This window comes from Comamonas sp. SY3, from assembly GCF_041730275.1.
Lineage (GTDB): Bacteria > Pseudomonadota > Gammaproteobacteria > Burkholderiales > Burkholderiaceae_C > Comamonas > Comamonas sediminis.
In genome coordinates this window covers 374,278-396,927 of record NZ_JBGTYN010000002.1, presented here as the reverse complement: position 1 = coordinate 396,927, position 22,650 = coordinate 374,278, and the positions used below count along the sequence as shown (strand labels likewise).

Annotated in this window: 24 protein-coding genes; 12 read left to right on the top strand and 12 right to left on the bottom strand. The window is 62.2% G+C overall.

Features of this window, described 5'->3' with window-relative positions; genetic code table 11:
- Nucleotides 1-18: 18 nt before the first annotated feature.
- Both ACCQ08_RS04905 and ACCQ08_RS04900 read right to left on the bottom strand, forming a co-directional pair.
- Complete coding sequence (locus ACCQ08_RS04905; protein ID WP_312834962.1) at nt 19-1,179, bottom strand: EAL domain-containing protein; 1,161 nt, start codon at nt 1,177-1,179, stop codon at nt 19-21.
- A gap of 193 nt (nt 1,180-1,372) precedes the next feature.
- The gene (locus tag ACCQ08_RS04900; RefSeq protein ID WP_373449071.1) at nt 1,373-2,179 is read right to left on the bottom strand and encodes a ferritin-like domain-containing protein; all 807 of its coding nucleotides are present in this window, start codon (nt 2,177-2,179) and stop codon (nt 1,373-1,375) included.
- Between the two features lie 105 nt (nt 2,180-2,284).
- Between ACCQ08_RS04900 and ACCQ08_RS04895 the strand changes: the two genes are divergently transcribed.
- Nucleotides 2,285-2,812 (top strand): gamma carbonic anhydrase family protein, encoded by a 528-nt coding sequence (locus ACCQ08_RS04895; RefSeq protein ID WP_239812220.1) that lies wholly within the window; start codon nt 2,285-2,287, stop codon nt 2,810-2,812.
- A gap of 68 nt (nt 2,813-2,880) precedes the next feature.
- A complete protein-coding gene (locus ACCQ08_RS04890; RefSeq protein ID WP_230778097.1) occupies nt 2,881-3,870 on the top strand; it encodes an Hsp33 family molecular chaperone HslO in 990 nt (329 codons plus the stop codon).
- Nucleotides 3,871-3,891: 21 nt separating this feature from the next.
- On the opposite strand, the gene ACCQ08_RS04885 is transcribed toward ACCQ08_RS04890, so the two are convergent.
- From ACCQ08_RS04885 to ACCQ08_RS04860, 6 genes are all read right to left on the bottom strand, one after another.
- Entirely contained in the window at nt 3,892-4,452 is a 561-nt protein-coding gene (locus ACCQ08_RS04885) for a hypothetical protein (RefSeq protein WP_373449070.1), read from the bottom strand.
- 87 nt (nt 4,453-4,539) lie between these two features.
- On the bottom strand, nt 4,540-4,818 hold the full coding sequence (locus ACCQ08_RS04880; protein ID WP_021028246.1) for a septum formation initiator family protein: 279 nt from the start codon (nt 4,816-4,818) through the stop codon (nt 4,540-4,542).
- Nucleotides 4,819-4,878: 60 nt separating this feature from the next.
- Nucleotides 4,879-6,165: a phosphopyruvate hydratase gene (gene eno, locus ACCQ08_RS04875; RefSeq protein ID WP_239812217.1), complete on the bottom strand. Its 1,287-nt coding sequence runs from the start codon at nt 6,163-6,165 to the stop codon at nt 4,879-4,881.
- Nucleotides 6,166-6,264: 99 nt separating this feature from the next.
- Entirely contained in the window at nt 6,265-6,555 is a 291-nt protein-coding gene (locus tag ACCQ08_RS04870) for a DUF1330 domain-containing protein (RefSeq protein WP_312409229.1), read from the bottom strand.
- On the bottom strand, nt 6,556-7,413 hold the full coding sequence (gene kdsA, locus ACCQ08_RS04865) for a 3-deoxy-8-phosphooctulonate synthase (RefSeq protein WP_369459132.1): 858 nt from the start codon (nt 7,411-7,413) through the stop codon (nt 6,556-6,558).
- A gap of 111 nt (nt 7,414-7,524) precedes the next feature.
- On the bottom strand, nt 7,525-9,180 hold the full coding sequence (locus ACCQ08_RS04860; RefSeq protein ID WP_230778111.1) for a CTP synthase: 1,656 nt from the start codon (nt 9,178-9,180) through the stop codon (nt 7,525-7,527).
- 189 nt (nt 9,181-9,369) lie between these two features.
- Between ACCQ08_RS04860 and coaBC the strand changes: the two genes are divergently transcribed.
- On the top strand, nt 9,370-10,584 hold the full coding sequence (coaBC, locus tag ACCQ08_RS04855) for a bifunctional phosphopantothenoylcysteine decarboxylase/phosphopantothenate--cysteine ligase CoaBC (RefSeq protein ID WP_373449069.1): 1,215 nt from the start codon (nt 9,370-9,372) through the stop codon (nt 10,582-10,584).
- Between the two features lie 53 nt (nt 10,585-10,637).
- Here coaBC and ACCQ08_RS04850 read toward each other — a convergent pair whose 3' ends face one another.
- From ACCQ08_RS04850 to ACCQ08_RS04840, 3 genes are all read right to left on the bottom strand, one after another.
- The gene (locus ACCQ08_RS04850; protein WP_373449068.1) at nt 10,638-11,663 is read right to left on the bottom strand and encodes an Ldh family oxidoreductase; all 1,026 of its coding nucleotides are present in this window, start codon (nt 11,661-11,663) and stop codon (nt 10,638-10,640) included.
- 12 nt (nt 11,664-11,675) lie between these two features.
- Complete coding sequence (locus tag ACCQ08_RS04845; protein ID WP_239812212.1) at nt 11,676-12,260, bottom strand: peroxidase-related enzyme; 585 nt, start codon at nt 12,258-12,260, stop codon at nt 11,676-11,678.
- Nucleotides 12,261-12,392: 132 nt separating this feature from the next.
- The gene (locus tag ACCQ08_RS04840; RefSeq protein ID WP_369459516.1) at nt 12,393-12,836 is read right to left on the bottom strand and encodes a DUF192 domain-containing protein; all 444 of its coding nucleotides are present in this window, start codon (nt 12,834-12,836) and stop codon (nt 12,393-12,395) included.
- Nucleotides 12,837-13,152: 316 nt separating this feature from the next.
- Between ACCQ08_RS04840 and icd the strand changes: the two genes are divergently transcribed.
- From icd to ACCQ08_RS04795, 9 genes are all read left to right on the top strand, one after another.
- Nucleotides 13,153-14,421: an NADP-dependent isocitrate dehydrogenase gene (icd, locus tag ACCQ08_RS04835; protein ID WP_312409225.1), complete on the top strand. Its 1,269-nt coding sequence runs from the start codon at nt 13,153-13,155 to the stop codon at nt 14,419-14,421.
- Nucleotides 14,422-14,483: 62 nt separating this feature from the next.
- Nucleotides 14,484-15,122 carry a trimeric intracellular cation channel family protein gene (locus ACCQ08_RS04830; RefSeq protein WP_239812210.1) on the top strand — a complete coding sequence of 213 codons (639 nt, stop codon included), beginning with the start codon at nt 14,484-14,486 and terminating at the stop codon, nt 15,120-15,122.
- A 31-nt stretch (nt 15,123-15,153) separates the two neighbouring features.
- The gene (locus ACCQ08_RS04825; RefSeq protein ID WP_239812209.1) at nt 15,154-15,705 is read left to right on the top strand and encodes a DUF1439 domain-containing protein; all 552 of its coding nucleotides are present in this window, start codon (nt 15,154-15,156) and stop codon (nt 15,703-15,705) included.
- A gap of 207 nt (nt 15,706-15,912) precedes the next feature.
- Nucleotides 15,913-16,917 (top strand): sulfate ABC transporter substrate-binding protein, encoded by a 1,005-nt coding sequence (locus tag ACCQ08_RS04820; RefSeq protein ID WP_312409223.1) that lies wholly within the window; start codon nt 15,913-15,915, stop codon nt 16,915-16,917.
- Between the two features lie 72 nt (nt 16,918-16,989).
- Complete coding sequence (gene cysT, locus ACCQ08_RS04815) at nt 16,990-17,862, top strand: sulfate ABC transporter permease subunit CysT (protein WP_373449067.1); 873 nt, start codon at nt 16,990-16,992, stop codon at nt 17,860-17,862.
- 12 nt (nt 17,863-17,874) lie between these two features.
- The gene (gene cysW, locus ACCQ08_RS04810) at nt 17,875-18,840 is read left to right on the top strand and encodes a sulfate ABC transporter permease subunit CysW (RefSeq protein ID WP_373449066.1); all 966 of its coding nucleotides are present in this window, start codon (nt 17,875-17,877) and stop codon (nt 18,838-18,840) included.
- Between the two features lie 23 nt (nt 18,841-18,863).
- Nucleotides 18,864-19,997 carry a sulfate ABC transporter ATP-binding protein gene (locus ACCQ08_RS04805; protein ID WP_312409221.1) on the top strand — a complete coding sequence of 378 codons (1,134 nt, stop codon included), beginning with the start codon at nt 18,864-18,866 and terminating at the stop codon, nt 19,995-19,997.
- Nucleotides 19,998-20,129: 132 nt separating this feature from the next.
- Complete coding sequence (locus ACCQ08_RS04800) at nt 20,130-20,627, top strand: disulfide bond formation protein B (protein ID WP_239812204.1); 498 nt, start codon at nt 20,130-20,132, stop codon at nt 20,625-20,627.
- Between the two features lie 225 nt (nt 20,628-20,852).
- Nucleotides 20,853-21,926, top strand: a complete 1,074-nt coding sequence (locus ACCQ08_RS04795; protein WP_239812203.1) for an alcohol dehydrogenase — start codon at nt 20,853-20,855, stop codon at nt 21,924-21,926.
- A gap of 97 nt (nt 21,927-22,023) precedes the next feature.
- On the opposite strand, the gene ACCQ08_RS04790 is transcribed toward ACCQ08_RS04795, so the two are convergent.
- On the bottom strand, nt 22,024-22,344 hold the full coding sequence (locus ACCQ08_RS04790; protein WP_239812202.1) for an FHA domain-containing protein: 321 nt from the start codon (nt 22,342-22,344) through the stop codon (nt 22,024-22,026).
- Nucleotides 22,345-22,650: the final 306 nt, after the last annotated feature.

Here is a 22,650-nt window from a genome sequence, read left to right as displayed (position 1 = left end):
ATGACGGGAAGGGCGGGGTCAGGCCAGCGCAGGCAGCATGGCCTGCCACTCCGAGGCCAGCAGGCGCACCGGTTGGGCCAGCGCACCGGGCAGCAGCTGGTCGGCCGTTTGCGCGACTGTCATACCCAGCATATGGCCGAGCAGCAAGGCGCTGGCCATCAGCTGGAGGCTGCCTGCCGGGGCGTCGGGCCATCGCATCTGTGCCTTTGCAGCCAGCTCCGCACTTTGGTGCGGGAAAACTTTCTCGCAGTACTGTATTTGCGGCAGCTGGGGAATCTTCGTGGCCACTGCCTGGAGCAGGGTCTCCCAAGCCTTCAACTGTTCGGCCGAATAGGCCTGGATCAAGGTCAGCAGCGACTGGTAAGGCGTGCGCGCATCCAGGGCTTGCGAGTGCGCCATGCGCAGCAGATTGAACAGCAGGGCCGGGCGGCGCTGCATCAGCTCCACCAGTGCGCCGGCGTCTGCCTGGCTGCTCAGCACAGCCGCCAGCGCGGCAACATCGGCCGTGCTGGGCAGCACCACCCTGGCAGGTACCGGTTCGGGCCGGCTGACCGCATAGCCCTGCAACAGGTGGGCCTTGTTCTCCTTGGCCAGTTGGAGCTGTGCGGTGGACTCGATCTTGTCGGCAATCAATGTCGCGCCGGAGATGCGCCGGGCCCATTGCAGCATCAGCACGGCACGCTCGGCCGACAGCACCGAAAAGTCAATCTTCAGGTAATTGACCAGGTCATGCCAGGGTGCGTAGGCGGAATCGAGCACGGAATGGTTGAAGGCAAGCGCAAAGCCCCTGGCACGCAACGCTTCCAGCGCCGGGCGGCGGGCCATGGCTTCGGACGATGCGGCGTGGCCGAGCGAGGGTATTTCCAGCACGATCTGGTGCGCGGGCAGCAGATCAAGGTGGCTGCCGTGCAGGCTCTCGAAGGTCGTGTTCAGAAAAAGCAACCCGTCGCCGAGCAGCGGGGCGGGTTCAATATGTGAAAGCACGGCATGGGTCAATGCCAGGTCGGATTCCAGCGTATGGGCCGACGCGGTGCGGGAGCGGTTGAATATCTCGTGGCCGATGACGGTGTCATCGGCATCTTTGATCGGCTGCCAGGCAATCGGGGGGGCAGGCGACGTAAACACCAAGGCCGTGGCCAAGGAGGATGGGGTTGCGGAGGGCGCGCTCGTCTGTTGCATGTACGGCTGAACCATGGCATGCATCAGTGGTGCCTCACCAGCAACTGGCGCAAGCAATGTCTGCATTTTGTTATCTCGGGATCGACGTGCATTGTCCTTCATATCGGGCATTTCACGCGTCTGAGGATAGAGTGAACCTGCAGGTTTTGTAGCAAACTGCACACGCTTTTGGGGTTTAAAAAGCGTCAGTTTGTTACAGTTGTCCCTGCAGCCAGTCCAGTTCGCTCTCGCTGAAGCCGGCCAGGCGCCGCGCAGACAGATTGATGGGCGGGCGCGGGCGTGGTGCTTCGTAATGCCCCACAAGCCAGCTGTAGTGCTGTTCCGGATCCAGATTGCGCTGCGCGCAGAGGTACCGGTACCAGTGGTTACCGATCGCGACATGGCCCACCTCTTCGCGCAGGATGATGTCCAGAATGGCCACGGCCTCCAGCGCATCATCGGCAGAAGTTTGTTGCAATTTTCCCTGAATCTGGGGAGTTGCATCCAAACCACGGGCCTCCAAGGTGCGGGGCACCAAGGCCATGCGCGCCACGATGTTATCGGCGGTTTTCTCGCACATGGTCCACAGCCCCTGGTGGGCCGGGTAGTCGCCATAGTCGTGGCCCCATTTGCGCAAATGGGCGCGCAATAGCCGGAAATGCTTGGCTTCCTCTGCCGCCACCTGCAACCAGTCCTGGTAGAAAGCCTCGGGCATGCCGCCATAGCGCCAGATGGCATCGAGCGCCAGGTTGATGGCATTGAACTCGATATGCGCGATGGCGTGCAGCAAGATGGCGCGGCCCTCGGCCGTGGCGGGCGAGCGCCTGCCCATGGCGGTATGGACCTTGAGCTCGGGCTTGGCCGGGTGGCCGGGCAGGGTGACGCCCTGGGGGACCGCCAACTGCGCCTGGGGTGCTATTGAAATTGTGGCTCTTTGCGCATACATGGCAAGGGTGAGCGCGGATTTTTCCTCGGCATTGGCCACACACAGGGCCTGCAAGGCGGATTGACGTAATTCCATCCCTACAATTATGAGGCTGGTACGCATGTGGCGGCGTGCTGCCCGGCGGGGCGTCTCTGATGCCTGTGAGGCCTTGGCCCGGAACCATAAACCGATGGAGACATGATGGCAAAGTATGAACTCGATGGCGTGCAGCCGCAGGTTGCAGCGTCGGCTTGGATTGCAGACAGCGCGCAGGTGATCGGCCGGGTGGAGATGGCTGCAGACAGCAGTGTGTGGTTCGGCGCCATCCTGCGCGGGGACAATGACCCGATCCGCATCGGCGAGGGCAGCAATATCCAGGACGGCAGCGTGCTGCACACCGACAAGGGCAAGCCCTTGGACATCGGCAAGCATGTCACTATCGGCCATAACGTCATCTTGCATGGCTGCACGATCGGTGATGAATCGCTGATCGGCATGGGGGCCATTGTGCTCAACGGCGCCAAAATCGGGCGCCACTGCCTCGTAGGTGCTGGTGCGGTCGTGACCGAGAACAAGGAGTTTCCGGAAGGCAGCTTGATTGTGGGCAGCCCTGCCAAGGTGGTGCGCACGTTGAGCCCGGAACAGATCGATGGGCTGCGGCGCAGTGCAGAGGGCTATATGGCCAACGCCCGGCGTTTCAAGGCGGGTCTGCGAAAATTGCCCGATTGAGGCGCTGTTGCGCCGGGCAGCATGCCCGGGCGCTGCCGGCCTGCATGTATTGAATGGGAAGAATCACAGTGTCTGAACTGCATAAATTTTTGTTTGATGGGCTGCCCGTGCGGGGCGCCATTGTCCGACTGACCGATGCCTGGCAAGAGATCTTGCAGCGCCGCGCAGTCAATACCAGTACCGGCCCGTACCCACTGCCGGTGCAGGAGATGCTCGGCGAGATGACCGCCGCCGGCGTGCTGATGCAGTCCAACATCAAATTCAATGGCGCGCTGGTGTTCCAGATTTCGGGCGATGGCCCGGTGAAGCTGGCCGTCACCGAGGTGCTGACCAACCTGAGCGTGCGCTCCACCGTCACGATGATCGGTGATCTGCCAGCTGACGCGACCCTGACCGACATGGTCAATGTGCATGGCAAGGGCCGCTGCGCGATCACGCTGGACCCCAAGGACAAGCAACCCGGCCAGCAACCCTACCAGGGCGTGGTGCCGCTGGTCGATGTGGATGGCCAGCCGCTGGAGAGCATGGCCGCGATCCTGCAGCAGTACATGCGCCAGTCCGAACAGCTCGACACCGTGCTGGTGCTGGCGGCCAACGACAAGGTGGCTGCTGGCCTGATCGTGCAGCGCATGCCGATCAAGGGCGAGGCCAACCTGGCAGCCGGGGCCCAGAATACCGAAGAGGTCGACCAGATCGGCCTGAACGAAGAGTACAACCGCATTGCCCATCTGGCTGCCAGCCTGACCCGCGATGAGCTGCTGAACCTCGATGTCGAGACCATCCTGCACCGCCTGTTCTGGGAGGAAAAGCTGCTGCGCTTTGTGCCCGAAGACGGCGAAGGCGGCCCGCACTTTGCCTGCACCTGCAGCCGCGAGCGCGTCGGCAACATGCTGCGCAGCCTGGGCCAGGAAGAGTCCGACAGCATTCTGGAAGAGCAGGGCATGATCGAGGTCGGTTGCGAATTCTGTGGCCAGCAATACCGCTTCGATGCCGTTGATGTGGCGCACCTGTTTACCGAACGCGGCAATGACCCGCCAGCCTCCAACCTGGTGCAGTGACGCCGGGCGCCCTGGCGGCGCCTAGCTGGCCGAGGGGGTGATCAGGCCCTGGAACAGGCGCAGCTCGCAATCGGGATCGCTGCATTTTTCGCAGTTCCAGCGTGCACGCGCGCCGGGGTTGGCCTGGCGCAAAGCCGTGCGCAAGGCCTGCAGGCCCGGCGCCTCCGGGAACCAGTTGCACAGTGCCGCCAGCGCCTCTTGCTCCAGCCGGTGCCCCTGGCTGAACAACAATTGAAACGCCTGCCCCTGGGTCACCAGGTGCAGGCGTGCCTGCATCAGCAGGGTCTGGGCGGGATCGGCTCCGCTTGCACTGTCACGCATCGGTGGCGCCAGCAGCAGCACCGCGTCATGCCGGGCCAGGAACGCGGCTGGCAGCTCTGCCATGGGCGAGGCGGTGAGTTGCGCAAGGCTGCAGGCCTGCAGCACAAATGCGGGTGGCGATGCCCTATTGCACTGCGCCAGGTAATGCGCCAGTTGCTGCGCGAGCTGCTCTGCATCCGCGCAGGCTGCCGAGGCCAGGTAGACCGCCGGTGGCGAGCCCATGGGGCGGGGTGTGATGGCGGAGAAGGGCAGCGCAGGCATGGCGGCGATGATACGGCCTAAGGCAGGCCAGGGCGAAAAAAAAGCGCCTCCTGGGAGGCGCTTACTGGGGCTGGGGGCCGCGCTGTCTTATTTGCGCGTGTACTGCACAAACACTTCATTGGGCTTGACCATGCCGAGCTCATTGCGGGCCTTGCCCTCAACCATGTCCATGCCCTGCTTGAGGTCGTTGACCTCGGTCTCCAGGCGCACGTTCTCACGCGTGGCCGCTTCGTTCTCCGTTTTCTGGGTGGCAATTTGCTGCTTCATGTCCTTGACGTAGGGCACGCTGCCGCGCCCACTCCAGAGCTGGGCATGGATGCTGACCAGGATGGCCAGCAGCACAAAAGGAACAATGCGAGAAATCATGGCAAACAGAAGTCCGGGAGGCAGTCAGGACACGGCTGTCAGCCATGCCCCGAGACAAGCTTAGCGCAGATTGTAGAAGGCGGCGCGGCCTGGATACACTGCCACTTCGCCCAGGTCTTCCTCGATGCGCAGCAGTTGGTTGTACTTGGCCATGCGGTCCGAGCGGCTCAGCGAACCGGTCTTGATCTGGCCGGCGTTCAAGCCCACGGCGATGTCGGCGATGGTGCTGTCTTCGGTTTCGCCCGAGCGGTGCGAGATCACGGCGGTGTAGCCGGCGCGCTTGGCCATCTCGATGGCGGCAAAGGTTTCGCTCAAGGTGCCGATCTGGTTGATCTTGATCAGGATCGAGTTGGCGATGCCCTTGTCGATGCCTTCCTTGAGGATCTTGGTGTTGGTCACGAACAGGTCGTCACCGACCAGCTGCACCTTCTTGCCCAGGCGCTCGGTCAGCACCTTCCAGCCATCCCAGTCGCCTTCGTGCATGCCGTCTTCGATGGAGATGATCGGGTACTTGTCGCACCAGGCGGCCAGCATGTCGGTCCACTGCTCGGCCGTCAGGCTAATGCCGCCTTCGCCTTCGAGCACGTACTTGCCGTCCTTGTAGAACTCGGAGGCAGCGCAGTCCAGCGCCAGCGCGATCTGGTCGCCAGCGGTATAGCCCGCCTGGTCGATGGCTTCGAGGATCAGCTGAATGGCCGCTTCATGGTTCTCGACCGATGGCGCGAAACCGCCTTCGTCGCCCACGGCGGTGGGCATGCCACGGCTGTCGATGATCTTCTTCAGCGCGTGGAACACTTCGGCACCCCAGCGCAGCGCTTCACGGAAGCTCGGCGCACCGACGGGCACGATCATGAACTCTTGCAGGTCCAGCGAGTTGTTGGCGTGTGCGCCACCGTTGATGACGTTCATCATCGGCACTGGCAGTTGCACACCGCCCATGCCGCCAAAGTAGCGGTACAGCGGCAGGCCGGCTTCTTCGGCAGCGGCGCGGGCCACGGCCATCGACACGGCCAGCATGGCGTTGGCGCCCAGGCGGCTCTTGTTGTCGGTGTTGTCCAGGTCGATCAGGGTCTTGTCCAGGAAGGCCTGCTCGGCGGCATCCAGGCCCAGGATGGCTTCGGAGATTTCGGTATTGATGTGCTCGACGGCCTTGAGCACGCCCTTGCCCAGGTAGCGGCTCTTGTCGCCATCGCGCAGCTCGATGGCTTCACGCGAACCGGTGGAGGCGCCCGATGGGACGGCCGCGCGGCCCATCACACCCGATTCCAGCAATACATCACATTCCACAGTGGGGTTGCCACGCGAATCCAGAATTTCGCGGCCAACGATATCAACAATTGCACTCACTTTAGAGCCTTTCAGAGATTGAGAAACGGGATGGTGCGCTGCAAACGGGTGGACTGCAACTGCACGGAATCAAAAGGGGTGGGCAGGGCGAGGCAGCGCTTAAACGCCTTCGACCAGTACCATGCGCATGATGGCGGCACCGGCACGCGCTTCGCGCGCCTTGCTGTACTCGGGGGAGTCGTAGAAACGGCGGGCCTGCTCGCTGTCCTTGAACTTCAGGATCACGGTGCGGCCGGGGTTCCAGTCGCCCTCGATCACCTCGACCTTGCCACCGCGCACGCAGACTTCGGCATCATAGGCCTGCATGGCGATGGTGCTGAACTTGCGGTACTCCTCGTACTGCTCCGGGTCGGTGACGGTGACCGATGCAATGATGTATGCGCTTGGCATTTAAGCTCCAAAATTGTTTTCCAGGAAACCGTTCTTCTTGGTGATGCCGTCGAGCGCCACCATGGTTTCGAGCAAGGCCTTCATGTGCTTGAGCGGTACCGCATTGGGGCCATCGCTCAGCGCATTGCAGGGGTCAGGATGGGTTTCCATGAACACGCCGGCGACGCCTACGGCAATTGCTGCGCGGGCCAGCACGGGAACCATCTCGCGCATGCCGCCGCTGGAGGTGCCATTGCCGCCGGGCAGCTGCACGCTGTGGGTGGCATCGAACACCACCGGCGCATGGGTCTCGCGCATAATGGCGAGCGAGCGCATGTCGCTCACCAGGTTGTTGTAGCCAAAGCTGGCGCCGCGTTCGCAGGCCATGAAGCTGTCCTCGGGCAGGCCCACTTCCTTGGCGGCAGCGCGGGCCTTGTCGATGACATTCTTCATGTCATGCGGGGCCAGAAACTGGCCCTTCTTGATGTTGACTGGCTTGCCGGATTGGGCGACCGCACGGATGAAGTCGGTCTGGCGGCACAGGAAGGCCGGTGTCTGCAGCACATCGACGATGCTGGCGACGTAGGGCACTTCGGCTTCGGTGTGCACATCGGTGAGGATGGGTACATTCAGCTCTTTTTTCACCTTGGCCAGAATCTCCAGGCCTTTTTCCATGCCAGGGCCGCGAAAGCTCGTGCCCGAGCTGCGGTTGGCCTTGTCAAAGCTGCTCTTGAAGATAAAGGGGATGCCCAGGCTGGACGTCATTTCCTTGAGCTGTCCGGCCACATCCATCTGCAGCTGCTCGGACTCGACCACGCAGGGGCCGGCGATCAGGAAAAACGGTTTATCAAGCCCGATATCAAATCCGCACAATTGCATGGACGGTGTTCCTTAAGGATGGGGTGAAAGCAAAGACGCCATGAGAAACGCAGCGTTGGTGGGTGCTTTGTTTGTCATGGCTTCAGTATGTGCCGCAGCGTGGCCGCAATTTTACTTGGCTGCCTGCTTCTTGCGATCGACTGCTGCCTTGATGAAGGCATTGAACAGCGGATGGCCGGCCCAGGGGGTGGACTTGAACTCGGGGTGGAACTGCACGCCGATGAACCAGGGGTGTACCGCCTTGGGCAGCTCGACGATCTCGGTCAGGTGCTCGCGCTGGGTCAGCGCGGAGATCACCAGGCCCGCGTTGCGCAGCTGGTCCAGGTACTGGGTGTTGGCTTCGTAGCGGTGGCGGTGGCGTTCGGTCACCACATCGCCGTAGATGCTGTGGGCCAGCGTGTCCTTTTGCACATCGGACGATTGCGCGCCCAGGCGCATCGTGCCGCCCAGGTCCGAGTTCTCGTCGCGGGTCTTGATCGTGCCGTCGGCATCCTTCCACTCGGTGATCAGCGCGATCACGGGGTGGGGGGTCTGGCGGTCGAACTCGGTGGAGTTGGCATTGTCCAGCCCTGCCACATGGCGGGCGTATTCAATGGTGGCCACCTGCATGCCCAGGCAGATGCCCAGGTAGGGCACCTTGCCTTCACGGGCAAACTTGGCCGTGGAGATCTTGCCTTCCACGCCGCGCGAGCCAAAGCCGCCGGGCACCAGGATGCCGTCATAGCTCTTGAGCAGCTCGGCTGCATCGCTGTCATGGATGGTTTCCGAATCCACGTGCGTGATCTTGACGCGCACATGGTTTTGCATGCCGGCGTGCTTGAGCGCTTCGTTGACGGACTTGTAGGCATCCGACAGCTCGACATACTTGCCCACCATCGCAATGGCCACTTCGCCCTTGGGGTGCTCGGTCTCATAGACCAGGTCATCCCAGCGCTTGAGGTTGGCCGGAGGTGTGTTCAGGCGCAGCTTGTCGCAGATGAGGCCGTCCAGGCCCTGCTCGTGCAGCATGCGGGGCACCTTGTAGATGGTGTCCACATCCCACATGCTGATGACGCCCCAGGATTGCACATTGGTGAACAAGGAGATCTTGTCACGCTCTTCCTCGGGGACGGCATGCTGGGCGCGGCACAGCAGCGCATCGGGCTGGATACCAATTTCGCGCAGCTTCTGCACCGTGTGCTGGGTGGGCTTGGTCTTGAGCTCGCCGGCCGCTGCGATGTAGGGCAGGTAGGTCAGGTGCACAAAGGCCGAGTTGTTGGGGCCGAGCTTGAGCGACAGCTGGCGCACCGCTTCGAGGAAGGGCAGCGACTCGATATCGCCGACCGTACCACCGATTTCGCAGATGGCGACATCGACAGCGTGGTCGGTGCCGATGCCGGCGCCGCGCTTGACGTACTCCTGGATCTCGTTGGTGATGTGGGGAATGACCTGCACGGTCTTGCCCAGGTAGTCACCACGGCGTTCTTTTTCAAGAACACTTTGGTAGATGCGGCCGGTCGTGAAGTTGTTGGACTGGCGCATGCGCGTTTCGATGAAACGCTCATAGTGGCCCAGGTCCAGGTCGGTCTCGGCGCCATCGTCCGTCACAAACACTTCGCCGTGCTGGAAGGGGGACATGGTGCCTGGATCCACGTTGATGTAGGGATCCAGCTTGATCAGGGTGACTTTGAGTCCGCGCGATTCCAAAATCGCTGCAAGGGAGGCTGAGGCGATTCCCTTGCCCAGGGAAGACACCACACCGCCAGTAACGAAGACAAATTTGGTCATGTCTTTTAGGGAGGTGGGAAATTCTGATTATAAAGGCGTATGCCAGCCCTTGCGGACAGCTGCGACAAATGGGCTTCAACGGCCACGGGTTTGCGTGCGATGGCGCGCGGCAAAGATAGCCGTTCTGGCGCTGCTCTCTTGTCTGCTGCAGTGCAGCGGTGGCGCTGTGCCTCTGCTACATTGGCGGGCATGAACCAGCTCCACGGAAAACATATTGTCCTCGGCATGTCGGGCGGCGTTGCTGCCTTCAAATCGGCCGAGCTGTGCCGCCGATTGATCAAGGCCGGAGCGACCGTGCAAGTGGTCATGACCGAGTCGGCCACCCAGTTCATGACCCCGGTCACGATGCAGGCGCTCTCCAACCGCCCGGTCTATACCTCGCAGTGGGATCCGCGCGAGCCCAACAACATGCCGCACATCAACCTGAGCCGCGAGGCCGATGCGGTGGTAGTGGCGCCTTGCAGCGCCGACTTTATCGCCCGCCTGGTGCAGGGCCGGGCCGATGAGCTGCTGAGCCTGTTGTGCCTGGCGCGTCCCATCGACCGCGTGCCCCTGATCCTGGCCCCCGCGATGAACCGTGAGATGTGGGCCCACCCTGCGACGCAGCGCAACCTGCGCCAGGTGCAGGCCGATGGCGCCGTGGTGCTGGGCGTGGGCAATGGCGACCAGGCCTGTGGCGAGACCGGGGACGGCCGCATGTTGGAAGCCGCCGAGATCGAGGAGGAGCTGCAGTACTTTTTCAGCGCCAAGGCACTGGCAGGCAAAAGGCTGTTGATCACCGCAGGCCCCACGTTCGAAGCGATTGACCCGGTGCGGGGCATCACCAACCTGTCCAGCGGCAAGATGGGCTTTGCGATTGCGCGTGCGGCGCAGGCGGCGGGCGCCGAGGTCACCCTGGTCGCCGGTCCGGTGCATCTGCCCACGCCGCGTGGCGTGCGCCGCATCGATGTGCAATCGGCGCAAGACATGCTGCAAGCGGTGCTGGCCAGCGTGGAAGGCGCCGATGTGTTTGTAGCCACCGCTGCGGTGGCCGACTGGCGCCCCGCCCGTGCGGCGGACCAGAAGATCAAGAAGGACGGCAGTGGCGAGGTGCCCCATCTGGCTTTTGTCGAAAACCCGGACATTCTGGCCACCGTCGCGCAGCTGCCGCGTGCCAAAAGCGGCGATCTGTACTGCGTGGGCTTTGCCGCAGAAAGCGAAAACCTGCTGGCCAACGCCCAGGCCAAGCGCCTGCGCAAGCAGATTCCGCTCCTGGTCGGCAATATTGGCCCCGCCACCTTTGGCAAGGACGACAACGCCTTGCTGCTGGTGGACGCGCAGGGCCACCAGGAACTGCCCCATGCCAGCAAGGCGGTCTTGGGCGAGCAACTGGTGGCCGAGATCGCCAAGCGCATCGCGCGCTAGTTCGCAAACGCCGCGCCCTGCAGCCGTCAGCATCGGCGGCTGTTTGCCTGGCGTCAGTCCAGCAAGGCCAGGATTTCGTCGTGCAGCTGGCGTGGCAGGCGGATGCCTTGCTGCGCACTCAGCGCCCGCGCCGCATAGCGCCGCTCGGACGGCAATCGTGCACCCTGGCCTTTGATGGCAGCAAACATCGCCTCGGCACGCGCCTGGTGGCCAGGCCAGTCTTCACCGGCAAAACGCTGCGGATCAAAAGCCAGCACCAGATGGCCATGGCAGGGCATGCCGCCTGCACCGGCGTCCAGCGCCATCGATTCCTGGCTGCCCAGATCGCCAATCAGCATGCCGGCCATCAACTCCACCATGGTAGCCAGCGCCGAGCCCTTGTGGCCGCCAAAGGTGCGCATCGCGCCCAGGGCGACGGCTTCCGGGTCGGTCGATGGCTGGCCTTGCGCATCAATGCCCACGCCTTCGGGCAAGGGGGTGCCGGCGCGCCGGTGCAGGTCCAGATCGCCGCGCGCTATGGCGCTGGTGGCAAAGTCAAACACATAGGGGAAGGGCCCGGGCCGGGGCCAGCCAAAGGCGATCGGGTTGGTGCCAAACACCCCCTTGGTGCCGCCGGCCGGCGCCACCCAGGCATGGCTGGGTGTCATCACCAAGGCGGCCAGGCCCTGGTCGGTGAGCATCTCCACCTCCGGCCACAGCGCCGTGAAGTGGACGCAGTGGTTGATCACCAAGGCGCCCATGCCCAGCTGGCGGGTGGTTGCCACCAGCGGCGGCAGGCCCATTTCCAAAGCCCAGGGCGAGAAGCCGCGCTGGGCGTCGACCCGGGTGATCGCGCCTTGCGTAGGCTGCAGCAGTGGCCGGGCTTGCAGATCCACCATCCCGGTGCGGATGGTGTGGGCTGCGCTCAGGATGCGGTAGGCGCCATGCGATTGGCAGGCATCGCGCTGCCCAGCGACGACGATGCGGGCAATGGCCTGGGCATGGGGTTCGCTCAGGCCCAGGTGCTGCAATACCTGCAGCGCCAGGCGCTGCAAGTCGCTTTCGCTGACCAGCAGGCTGTCTTCTGGTGCGTGGTCCATTCTTGACCCGTCTCAGGCCTTGCTGCGGGGGATGCGGCCCATCAGATAAAACTCGTCATTGGGCTGCATGCCGGCAAAGCTGGCCATGCGGTTGCTCAGGCCAAAGAAGGCGGTGATGGCCGCTATGTCCCAGATGTCCTCGTCATCAAACCCATGGGCATGCAAAGTGCTGAAATCGGCTTCTTCAATCTCCTGCGAGCGGGTGCAGACCTTCATCGCAAAATCCAGCATTGCGCGCTGGCGTGCCGAGATGTTGGCCTTGCGGTAGTTGACGGCCAACTGGTCGGCCAGCATCGGGGCCTTGTCGTAGATACGCACCAGCGCGCCATGCGCGACCACGCAGTACAGGCACTCGTTGTGTGCGCTGGTGACGGTGACGATCATCTCGCGCTCGGCCTTGCTCAGGCTGCTTTCCTCGCGCTCCATCAGCGCATCGTGGTAGGCAAAGAAGGCGCGCCATTCCGCTGGGCGGCGCGCAAAGGCCAAAAACACATTGGGGATGAAGCCCGCCTTTTCCTGCACCTGGGCAATGCGGGCCTGGATGTCTTCAGGCAGGCTCTTGAGATCGGGCAGGGGGTAGCGCGCAGTTGCAGCCATGGTCATGTCTCCACAGGGTTGTTCTGCGGGCCATCATAGAGGCAAGCCCTGCGCCGGGCCTGCCTGTTGGTGACTGGCTGCTGATGGCTACGTCCGGGTGTCTACGAAAAGTGATCGCCCTTCAGCGCCCACTCATTGCGCGCTGAAGGGGCGGCCGCGCAGCTTGGTGCCGGCTGCAATGCCTTTTTGCTTGAACCAGCCCTGGTTCATCTCCAGCACATAGCGCACCGGCTTGCTGGAGCAGTGCGAATCCTCCGTCATCGGCTGCATATCGGCCAAGTTGACGATGGTGCCGTCGTCGCTGACAAAGGCGGCGGTCAGCGGCAGGAGGGTGTTCTTCATCCAGAAGCACTGGGTGCCGGGGCGGTCAAACACAAAGAGCATGCCTTCGTTGGCTGGCATGTCCTTGCGGAACATCAGGCCGATTTCCTTCTCGCGCGCCGTCTGGGCCACCTGTGCATGGATGCGGTGCATGCCGGCCGTCAGCTCGGTGCGGGCCAGCTGCATCTGGGGCTCCCCGGTGGGCGCCGCCTGCTGCGCCGCAGCCGGCAAGGCAGCCGCCAGTGCGCAGGCCATGGCCGAGGCGGCGAGGCAGCGTTGAGCGAGGCGGGAAGAACGGGTTACCAAGGGGGTGGGGAACATAGCGGTCAAGACTCTCACAAAGCAGGGCGCACGAGATGTGCAGCAGCGGCGCGGCGCGCCATAGCCGGTTTTATACACCATGCCAGCGCAGCTGGGGGGCCGTTGTACCCTGCCCGGGGCCGGGTTCAGATGTCACAGTTTGTGCAGTCAGGCCGGGCCGGTATTTGTCGATAGAATCGTTGGCGGTAACACATGCGCCTGGTGCCTGGTGTGGGGCTGGGCGAAGAACCAGATTGGGAGATTTGTGACGATGCGTGCTCAACCTATCCAGCAGCCCGAAGGCGGACAGGCCATCACGGCCAATGCGGACCACAGCCTGTGCGTGCCAGACCGGCCCATCATCCCCTTCATCGAAGGCGATGGCGTGGGCCGGGACATCACCCCGGTGATGCGCAAGGTGGTGGATGCGGCAGTGGCCCAGGCCTATGGCCCGTCGCGCCGCATTGCCTGGATGGAAGTGTTTGCCGGTGACAAGGCGCTGGGTCTGTATGGCGAGGGCCAGAGCCTGCCGCAGGAAACCATGGACGCCATCGGCCAGTACCTGGTCGCCATCAAGGGCCCGTTGAACACGCCGGTGGGCGGCGGCATTCGCTCGCTCAACGTGACCTTGCGCCAGACCCTGGACCTGTACGTCTGTCTGCGCCCCGTGCGCTACTTTGAAGGCGTGCCATCGCCAGTGCGTGAGCCGCACAAGACGCACATGGTGATCTTCCGCGAGAATTCAGAAGACATCTATGCCGGGATCGAGTTTGCGGCGGGCTCGGACCTGGCGGTCAAGCTGATCGCTTTCTTGCAGCAGGAGATCGGCTCGCAGAAGATCCGTTTTCCGCTCAGCTCGGGCATCGGCATCAAGCCGGTATCGCGCGAAGGCACCGAGCGCCTGGTGCGCCAGGCCATCCAGTATGCGATCGACCATGACAAGCCCAGCGTGACCTTGGTGCACAAGGGCAACATCATGAAGTTCACCGAAGGCGCGTTCCGCGACTGGGGCTATGCGCTGGCAAAGCAGGAGTTCGGTGCCGAGGTTATCGACGGCGGGCCCTGGATGCGCCTCAAGAGCCCCAAGGATGGCTCCGAGATCATCATCAAGGATGTGATTGCCGATGCCTTCCTGCAGCAGGTGCTGCTGCGCCCGGCCGATTACTCGGTGATCGCCACGCTCAATTTGAATGGTGACTACATCTCGGACGCGGTGGCCGCGCAGGTGGGCGGTATCGGCATTGCGCCGGGCGCCAATCTGTCGGACCGGGTGGCGGTGTTCGAGGCCACACATGGCACGGCGCCCAAGTACGCCGGCAAGGACTATGTCAACCCCGGCTCGCTGATCCTGTCGGCCGAGATGATGCTGCGCCACATTGGCTGGACCGAAGCCGCTGACCTGATCATTGCCGCGATGGAGGCCACGATTGCCTCCAAGCGCGTCACTTACGACTTTGCGCGGCTGATGGAGGGGGCCACGCAGGTCAGCACCTCGCGCTTTGGCGACGAGATGATCAGCAACATGCAATCGGTTGCCTGACCTTCCAACGGCGGGGCTGCGGCTGAAGCCGCATCCCGGCCCTTACCTTGCTGCCCATGGCCATGGACACACCGCACATCATCGACACTGCGCGCCAGGTGCTGGAGATCGCGGCGACGATTGCATTTGCGCTGTCCGGCGTGATCAAGGCGGCGCACAAGAAACTGGATGTCGTCGGTGTCTGTGTGGTGGCCTTTGTGGCTGCTTTTGGCGGCGGCACCTTGCGTGATCTGCTGCTGGACCAGCGGCCGTTTTTCTGGGTGCGGCAGGAGACCTTTGTCTGGGTGATCCTAGGCATCAGCCTGCTGGCCATCGTATTTTTGCGGCAGCGCCACTTTGCTTTGACCGAGCGGGCCATGCTCTGGCCCGATATGCTGGGCCTGGGCCTGTTTGCTGCGGTGGGGGTGGACATGGCCGCCGAGCAGGGCCTGCCCGCACTCATCTGCGTGATGATGGGCGTGATCACCGGGGTGTTTGGCGGGGTGCTCCGCGATGTGATGTGCGGCGAGATTCCGCAGGCCTTCCGTGACCACCAGCCCTATGCTGTCTGTGCCTTCGTCGGCGGTTGGGTGGATCTGCTGCTGCGCAGCTCGCCCGTGCCCGAGATGGCGCCGATGCTCGGCTGTGTGCTGGTCACCGCAGGCTTGCGGGCGATTGCGCTGTGGCGGCATTGGCGGCTGCCCAGTTGGCGGGTGGAGTGAGCGAGATGGAAGCAACAGAAGGGATGCAGGCATGGGGAAAAAATGGACATGGTCACTGCTGGTGCTGCTGGCCTTGGTGGGCAGCGCGGTCATCTGGTACTTGGCGGGTAAAACCTACGAGATACGCATCAGCCAGGCGCAGTTGGAGCAGAAGCTGGCCGAGCGCCTGCCGCTGACGCAGCGCTATCCGCTGGTCTCTGTCACCATGGCACAGCCCCGGGTGCATTTGAAGGAAGACAGCGAGCGCGTCGACTTTGGTGTGAACATGACGGTCAACACCCATTCCAGCGGCACGCAGCTGTTGGGTGCGCAGATCGATGTGTCTTCCTCCCTGCGCTATGACGCCGAGCGCGGGGCGATCTTTCTGGACCAGCCGGTGATGGACAAGCTGGTAGTGCAGGGCCTTGATGAGCGGCGCACGGCGATGGCCCAGGTAGCGCTGGAAGCGGCGATGGCCTCGTACCTGGCCCAGCAGCCGATCTACACGCTCAATGCTTCCGACACGCGCCAGCGCCTGGCGCGCATGGCGGTGCGCGATATCAAGGTGGACAAGGGCGTGCTGGTAGTCATCCTGGGGCTGTGAGCCCGCCAGGTTCTGCACCATTGGCTGCACCGGGCTGAGCGCGGTGCCGGCGGATGGCGCGCAGGCCGCCTGGAGACCGGCGGCAAGACGCTTGCCTGATTTCTTTATTCTCAAAACACCATAAATTAACAATAATATATTCGTTTGAGTTTTAAGTACAAAAGTCCACAATTTGCAACATCACTTCATACGAACGGGTAGCAGAACATGAAACTGGGTGGATTGAAATCTTTGGTGGTTGCCGCAGCGGTGGTGGCCAGTGGCTCGGTGCTGGCACAAAACCAGCTGCTCAATGTTTCGTACGACGTCGCCCGCGAGTTCTACAAGGACTACAACGCGGCCTTTATCGCCCACTATAAGAAGACCAAGGGCGTGGATATCAAAGTGGACCAGTCCCATGGCGGCTCCAGCGCCCAGGCGCGTGCCGTGTCCGAAGGTCTTGCCGCCGATGTGGTGACCTTCAACACCACGACCGACGTCGAGTTCCTGGCCGAAAAGGGCGTGGTCGCCAAGGATTGGACCAAGAAGTTTCCCAACGATGCATCGCCCACCACATCGACCATGCTTTTTCTGGTGCGCAACGGCAACCCCAAGGGTATCAAGGACTGGGATGACCTGATCAAGCCCGGTGTGCAGGTGGTGGTGGTGAACCCCAAGCTGGGTGGCAATGGCCGCTACGCCTATCTGGCCGCCTGGGGCCAGGCCCGTGAAAAGGGTGGCTCGGATGCTGATGCCCAAGCCTACATCAGCAAGTTGTACAAGAATGTGCCGGTGCTGGCCAAGGGCGGGCGCGATGCGACCGCTGCCTTCCTGCAGCGCAATGTGGGCGATGTGCTGATCACCTTTGAATCCGAGGTGGTTTCCATTGACCGCGAGTTTGGCAAAGGCAAGGTGGATCCGGTCTACCCATCGGTGAGCATCACTGCGGAAAACCCGGTGGCCGTGGTGGAACGCACGGTCGAGAAAAAGGGTACGGCCGAGCTGGCCAAGGCCTATCTGGATTACCTCTACTCGGATGAAGGGCAGGAAATCGCTGCCAACCATGCCATCCGCCCCCGCAGCGAAGCGGTGCTGAAGAAGCACGCCGACGTGTTCAAGCCGATCAAGCAGTTCACCGTGGCCAAGTACTTTGGCAGCCTGGGTGAGGCGCAGAAGACCCACTTTGGAGATGGCGGCTACTTCGACAAGCTGTTTACCGAACCCAAGAAGTGATGAGCCAGCAGCAGCGCCCGCCAGCCGGGCGCTGACTGCGCATTTCCCGTAGATTTTTGCCGATCGGAATCCATGTCAGCTGCCATCACTGCTCCGGCGAATGCCGTGCCCAGTGCCAAACGCCGTAGTGCCAAACGCGTACTGCCAGGCTTTGGGCTCACTCTGGGCTACACCATTTTCTACCTCAGCATCATCGTGCTGATCCCGCTGGCCACTTTGTTGTTCAAGACCTTCGAGCTCAGCTGGGACCAATTCTGGACAACGATCTCCGCCCCCATTGCCGTGGCCGCCTACAAGGTCACCTTCGGCGCATCGCTGATCGCGGCGCTGGTGAACCTGGTGTTCGGCATGCTGATCGCATGGGTGCTGGTGCGCTACCAGTTTCCCGGCAAGAAGATCGTGGATGCGCTGGTCGACCTGCCGTTCGCGCTGCCCACCGCTGTGGCAGGTATCTCGCTGACGGCATTGCTGGCGGACAACGGCTGGATTGGCCAGTACTTTGCGCCCCTGGGTATCCAGCTGGTGTTCAACCGCGTAGGTATCGTGTTTGCGCTGATCTTCATCGGCCTGCCGTTCGTGGTGCGCACGGTGCAGCCGGTGCTGGAAGATTTTGAGAAAGAGCTGGAAGAGGCCGCCGGCAGCCTGGGTGCGTCGCGCTGGCAGACCTTCTACAAGGTGATCCTGCCTGCGATCGGCCCGGCTTTGCTGACCGGTTTTGCGATGGCCTTTGCGCGCGCAGTGGGTGAGTATGGCTCGGTCATCTTCGTCTCCAACAACATCCCGATGGAGTCGCAGATCACCCCATTCGTCATCATGGCCAAGCTGGAACTGCACGACTATGCCGGTGCCACTGCGATTGCGATGGTGATGCTGGTGATCTCCTTCGTGCTGCTGCTTCTCATCAACGGCCTGCAAAGCTGGCAGCGCAAGCGTTCGGGGATTTAAGCCATGCCAACCATGTATCTTGTATTGATTGCCATCGTCGTGGTGACACTGGGCACCGTGCTGGCGCGCTACCAGTATGTGGCCCGCCATGTGCCTGAAGTGCAGAGCACCGTGACCGAGCCGCGCTGGGTGCGCTGGACCCTGACCGGTATTGCGCTGGTCTTCATGCTGCTGTTTCTGCTGCTGCCATTGCTGGCGGTGTTCTTTGAGGCGCTGCGCAAGGGTTGGGACGTCTATGTGAGCGCGCTGACCGAGCCTGATGCCTGGTCAGCCATCAAGCTGACCTTGATCACTGCATTGATTGCCGTGCCGCTGAACCTGGTGTTTGGTGTGGCAGCCGCCTGGGCCATAGCCAAGTTCGAGTTCAAGGGCAAGGCCTTGCTGACATCGCTGGTGGACCTGCCTTTCTCGGTGTCCCCCGTCGTGGCGGGCCTCACCTATGTGCTGCTGTTTGGGGCCAATGGCTGGTTTGGGGCATGGCTGGAGGCCCATAACCTGAAGGTGATTTTTGCGGTGCCCGGCATTGTGCTGGCCACTGTGTTCGTCACCTTCCCGTTCATTGCCCGTGAGCTGATTCCGCTGATGCAGGCCCAAGGCAATGACGAAGAGCAGGCAGCCATTGTGCTGGGGGCTTCGGGCTGGCAGACCTTCTGGCGGGTGACCCTGCCCAACATCAAATGGGGTCTGCTGTACGGCGTGATCCTGTGCAATGCGCGCGCCATGGGCGAATTTGGTGCGGTCTCTGTGGTGTCGGGCAGCATCCGCGGCCAGACCAACACCATTCCGCTGCATGTCGAGATTCTGTATGCCGACTTTCAGTCTTCTGCAGCCTTTGCGGTGGCGTCGTTGCTGGCCCTGCTGGCGCTGGTGACCCTGGTGCTCAAGTCGATTGCCGAGTGGCGCGCCGAGAAAGAGCACAAAGAGGCAGCCAGTCTGCCACCCGAGCGTCCGCGTGATGACAGCGCAGCCACGGCATAAACCCGGTATTTTCGAGGTCGGATATGAGCATTGAAATCCAAAACATTTCCAAGTCGTTTGGCAGCTTTAAGGCGCTCAATAACGTTAATCTGGACATCAAATCCGGTGAATTGATTGCGCTGCTGGGCCCGTCGGGCTGCGGCAAGACCACCTTGCTGCGCATCATTGCCGGCCTGGAGTCTGCTGACCAGGGCACCATCCAGTTCAGTGGTGAGGACACCACCGATGTGCACGTGCGCAACCGCAATGTGGGCTTTGTTTTTCAGCACTATGCGCTGTTCCGCCATATGACGGTGTTCGAGAACGTGGCTTTTGGCCTGCGCATCAAGCCCCGCAAGGAGCGCCCGAGCGAAACCCAGATCCGCGAAAAGGTCATGAGCCTGCTCAAGCTCGTGCAGCTGGACTGGATCGCGGACCGCTATCCCTCGCAGCTGTCGGGTGGCCAGCGCCAGCGGATCGCGCTGGCCCGGGCGTTGGCGGTGGAGCCCAAGGTGCTGCTGCTCGACGAGCCCTTTGGCGCACTCGATGCCAAGGTGCGCAAGGAGCTGCGCCGCTGGTTGCGCCGTCTGCACGATGAGCTGCACGTGACCAGCATCTTCGTGACCCATGACCAGGAAGAAGCGCTGGAAGTGGCGGATCGTGTGGTCGTCATCAACAAGGGCCAGATCGAGCAGGCGGGCACGCCGCAGGAAGTCTGGGACAGCCCGGCCAGCCCCTTTGTTTATGGCTTCCTGGGTGACGTCAACCTGTTCCGAGGCCGTGCTACCGGTGGCCATACCGTGGTTGAAGGTGGCGTGCAGATCGATTCGCCCGAGCTGGCATCGGCCAACAATGCCCAGGCACTGGCCTATGTGCGGCCCCACGAGCTGGACGTGGAGCGCTACTCGCCCGGCCAGGAAAAGGACGCCGATGGCCGCCAGCGCGGCATCGTGGCCCAGCTTGACCGCGCGATTGTTGTCGGCCCCATCGCCCGTCTGGAACTTATTGCCGTTGGCGGGCACCAAGCCCCAGGTGCCGAGGCTTCGGACAGCGACAAGCTCATTGAGGCGCAGATTTCTGCGCAACAGTTCAAAGCCATGGGCCTGAAGGAAGGCGAGACGCTGGTGGTGACACCGCGGCAAGCCCGAGTTTTTCTCGATCAAGCGGCCAATATCTAGCGCCTGACGCTCGCGCCTGCGCCTGAAGCTGTGAGACCCGGTTCTGCCCTGTGGGCGGGCCGGTTTTCTGGTTTTGGGCTCCTGCAGGTCTGTACGCGTAAGATGGCGGGATTGGCAGCATAAGGACATGACTTGAACTGGATCTGGAACGCACCGCGCCGCACCTTGGCGCTGATTTTTGTGGCCTGCGCGGCCATGATGGCTTTTGGCATGTATTTGCAGCACGTGGTAGGGCTGGAGCCTTGTCCGATGTGCATCGTGCAGCGCTACTGCCTCATTGCGGTCGGTGTATTTGCGCTGCTGGGCAGCCTCAAGCCGTCGACGGCCGGTTGGTGGAAGAGTTTCGGTGGCCTGGCGCTGCTGTTTTCCGCCTTCGGCGCATTCACTGCAGCGCGCCAGAGCTGGCTGCAATGGAACCCGCCAGAGTTCGCGACCTGCGGGCGCGACTTCTACGGCATGATCGAGAACTACCCGATCAGCCGTTCGCTGCCGATGATTTTCCGTGGCTCGGGCGATTGCACCGCGATCGACTGGACCTTCCTGGGTCTGTCGATTGCCAACTGGTCCTTTATCGCCTTTGCAGGCTTTAGCATCGTCCTGCTGCTGGCCCTGTTCAAAGCCAAGCGCTAAGCGCCAGTCAACCGCATGCGAACGCCCCTTTTGAGGGGCGTTTTTCATGGCTGCCTGGAGCAGGCGATGGCCCGCCAGACCTATATCGCCAATGCGACTGGTGTTCGTGATAGCCAGCTTGTGCAGAAACCACGCGGCACTAATATGCTGATCTGTTAGGCATCGAAAGGGACAGCCAGTCCCGGCCCAGTACAAGCAACAAGCAACAAGCAATAAGGAGATCGCATGATCAGCTATGACGTCACAGGCTTTGGTGAACCCCTGGTGCGCAGCGAGCGCCCCACCCCCGTACCGACCGGAGACCAGGTGCTGGTGCGTGTCGAGGCTGCGGGTGTCTGCCACTCTGACCTGCACATCTGGCATGGCGAGTACGACTTGGGCAATGGCAAAAAGCTGTCCATGGCCGACCGTGGCATGAAGCTGCCGTTGACCCTGGGCCACGAAATTGCCGGTGAGGTAGTCGCCATGGGCCCGGACGCCAAGGGCGTCGAGATCGGCAAGCGCTATGTGGTCTTCCCCTGGCACGGTTGCGGCGAATGCAAGGTCTGCAAGCGCGGTGATGAGAACCTCTGCCTGGCCGGCAAATCGATGGGTGTCTACCAGAACGGTGGCTACGCCGACCATGTGCTGGTCAACCATGCCTACTACCTGGTGGATATCGGCGATATGCCCGCCGAGCGCGCCGCCCCTTATGCCTGCTCGGGCCTGACCACCTACAGCGCGATCAAGAAGATTGATCCCCAGGTCTTCAAGGATGAGAAGATCGTGCTGTTTGGCGCCGGCGGTCTGGGGCTGATGGCCATCCTGCTGATGAAGGCCATGGGTGGGGCCGGCGTGGTGGTCGTCGAGCCCGATGCCAGCAAACACGCAGCAGCGTTGAGCGCAGGCGCCGACGTGGTCATTGATCCCAAGTCGCCCGACTTTATCGCCCAGGTCAAGCAGGCCGCTGGCGGCGCAGTCTGGGCCATCATCGACTGCGTGGGCTCCAGCCAGACCGTGCAGCAAGGTATCGATATGCTGACCAAGGGCGGCCATCTGGTGCAGATCGGTCTGTTTGGCGGCCATGTGGATCTGCCCACCCCCACGCATGCGATCCGTGCCATCACCTACCAGGGCACCTATGTGGGCAACCTGGGTGATCTGCGTGAACTGATCGCGCTGGTGCGCGACAAGAAACTGAACCCCGTGCCGACCACCTGCATGCATTTCAGCAAGGCCTTCTCCGCGCTGGTGGCGCTGGAGCAGGGCAAGGCGGTAGGCCGTCTGATGCTGACCCCCAACGAGGAAGCGGTGGCCTGACCCGCTGGCCACTGAATCGGGCGGACGGAGTCCAAGCCGTCAGCCGCCATGCAAAAAGTCCGCACATGCGGACTTTTTTTCGCTCGGTGGCAGGCAGTCAGTCTTGTGTTTCCAAGCTGGGCACGGAGCCGGACTTCACCACGATGTCGAAATTGCCGACAGACACCTGGTCTCCGGCATACAGCACCTGGCGCTTGACCCTGCGGCCATTGACAAAGATGCCATTGGTGCTGTCATGGTCCTCCACCATCAACAGACCGATGTAGTAGCTGAAGGCGCCGTGGTCGCGGCTGATGCTCGGGTCGCTCAGGAACAGACCGCTGCTCGGACCTCGGCCGATGGCCGTGCAACCGCGCTCCAGTTGGATAGCGCGGGGAGGGGATTGCAGATCAGAACGAACAAGGATTTCCGGCAACATGGTGAGCTCCTGAAGGAACTGGCTATTGAAAAGTCTGAACGGATTATGCATCTATTATTGGTTCAGATTCGATACACATTGCCAATCATTGTCATAGCTGTGCGTATTTTGCAGAAACTATGAAAAAAACCAAAGAAAAACAAAAAATCTAAAAGATGGGTGGGCGATTGTAGGGGTGCTACTCATCTGGTGTGCCGGGTGTGTGTCAATCCCCACTGATTTGCTCGGCAGCGTCGGCTGATCGTGGGACGCGTTGGCCTGCCGCCGACCTGCGGTGCGCCTCATGGTGTTACGGCACCCAGTGGA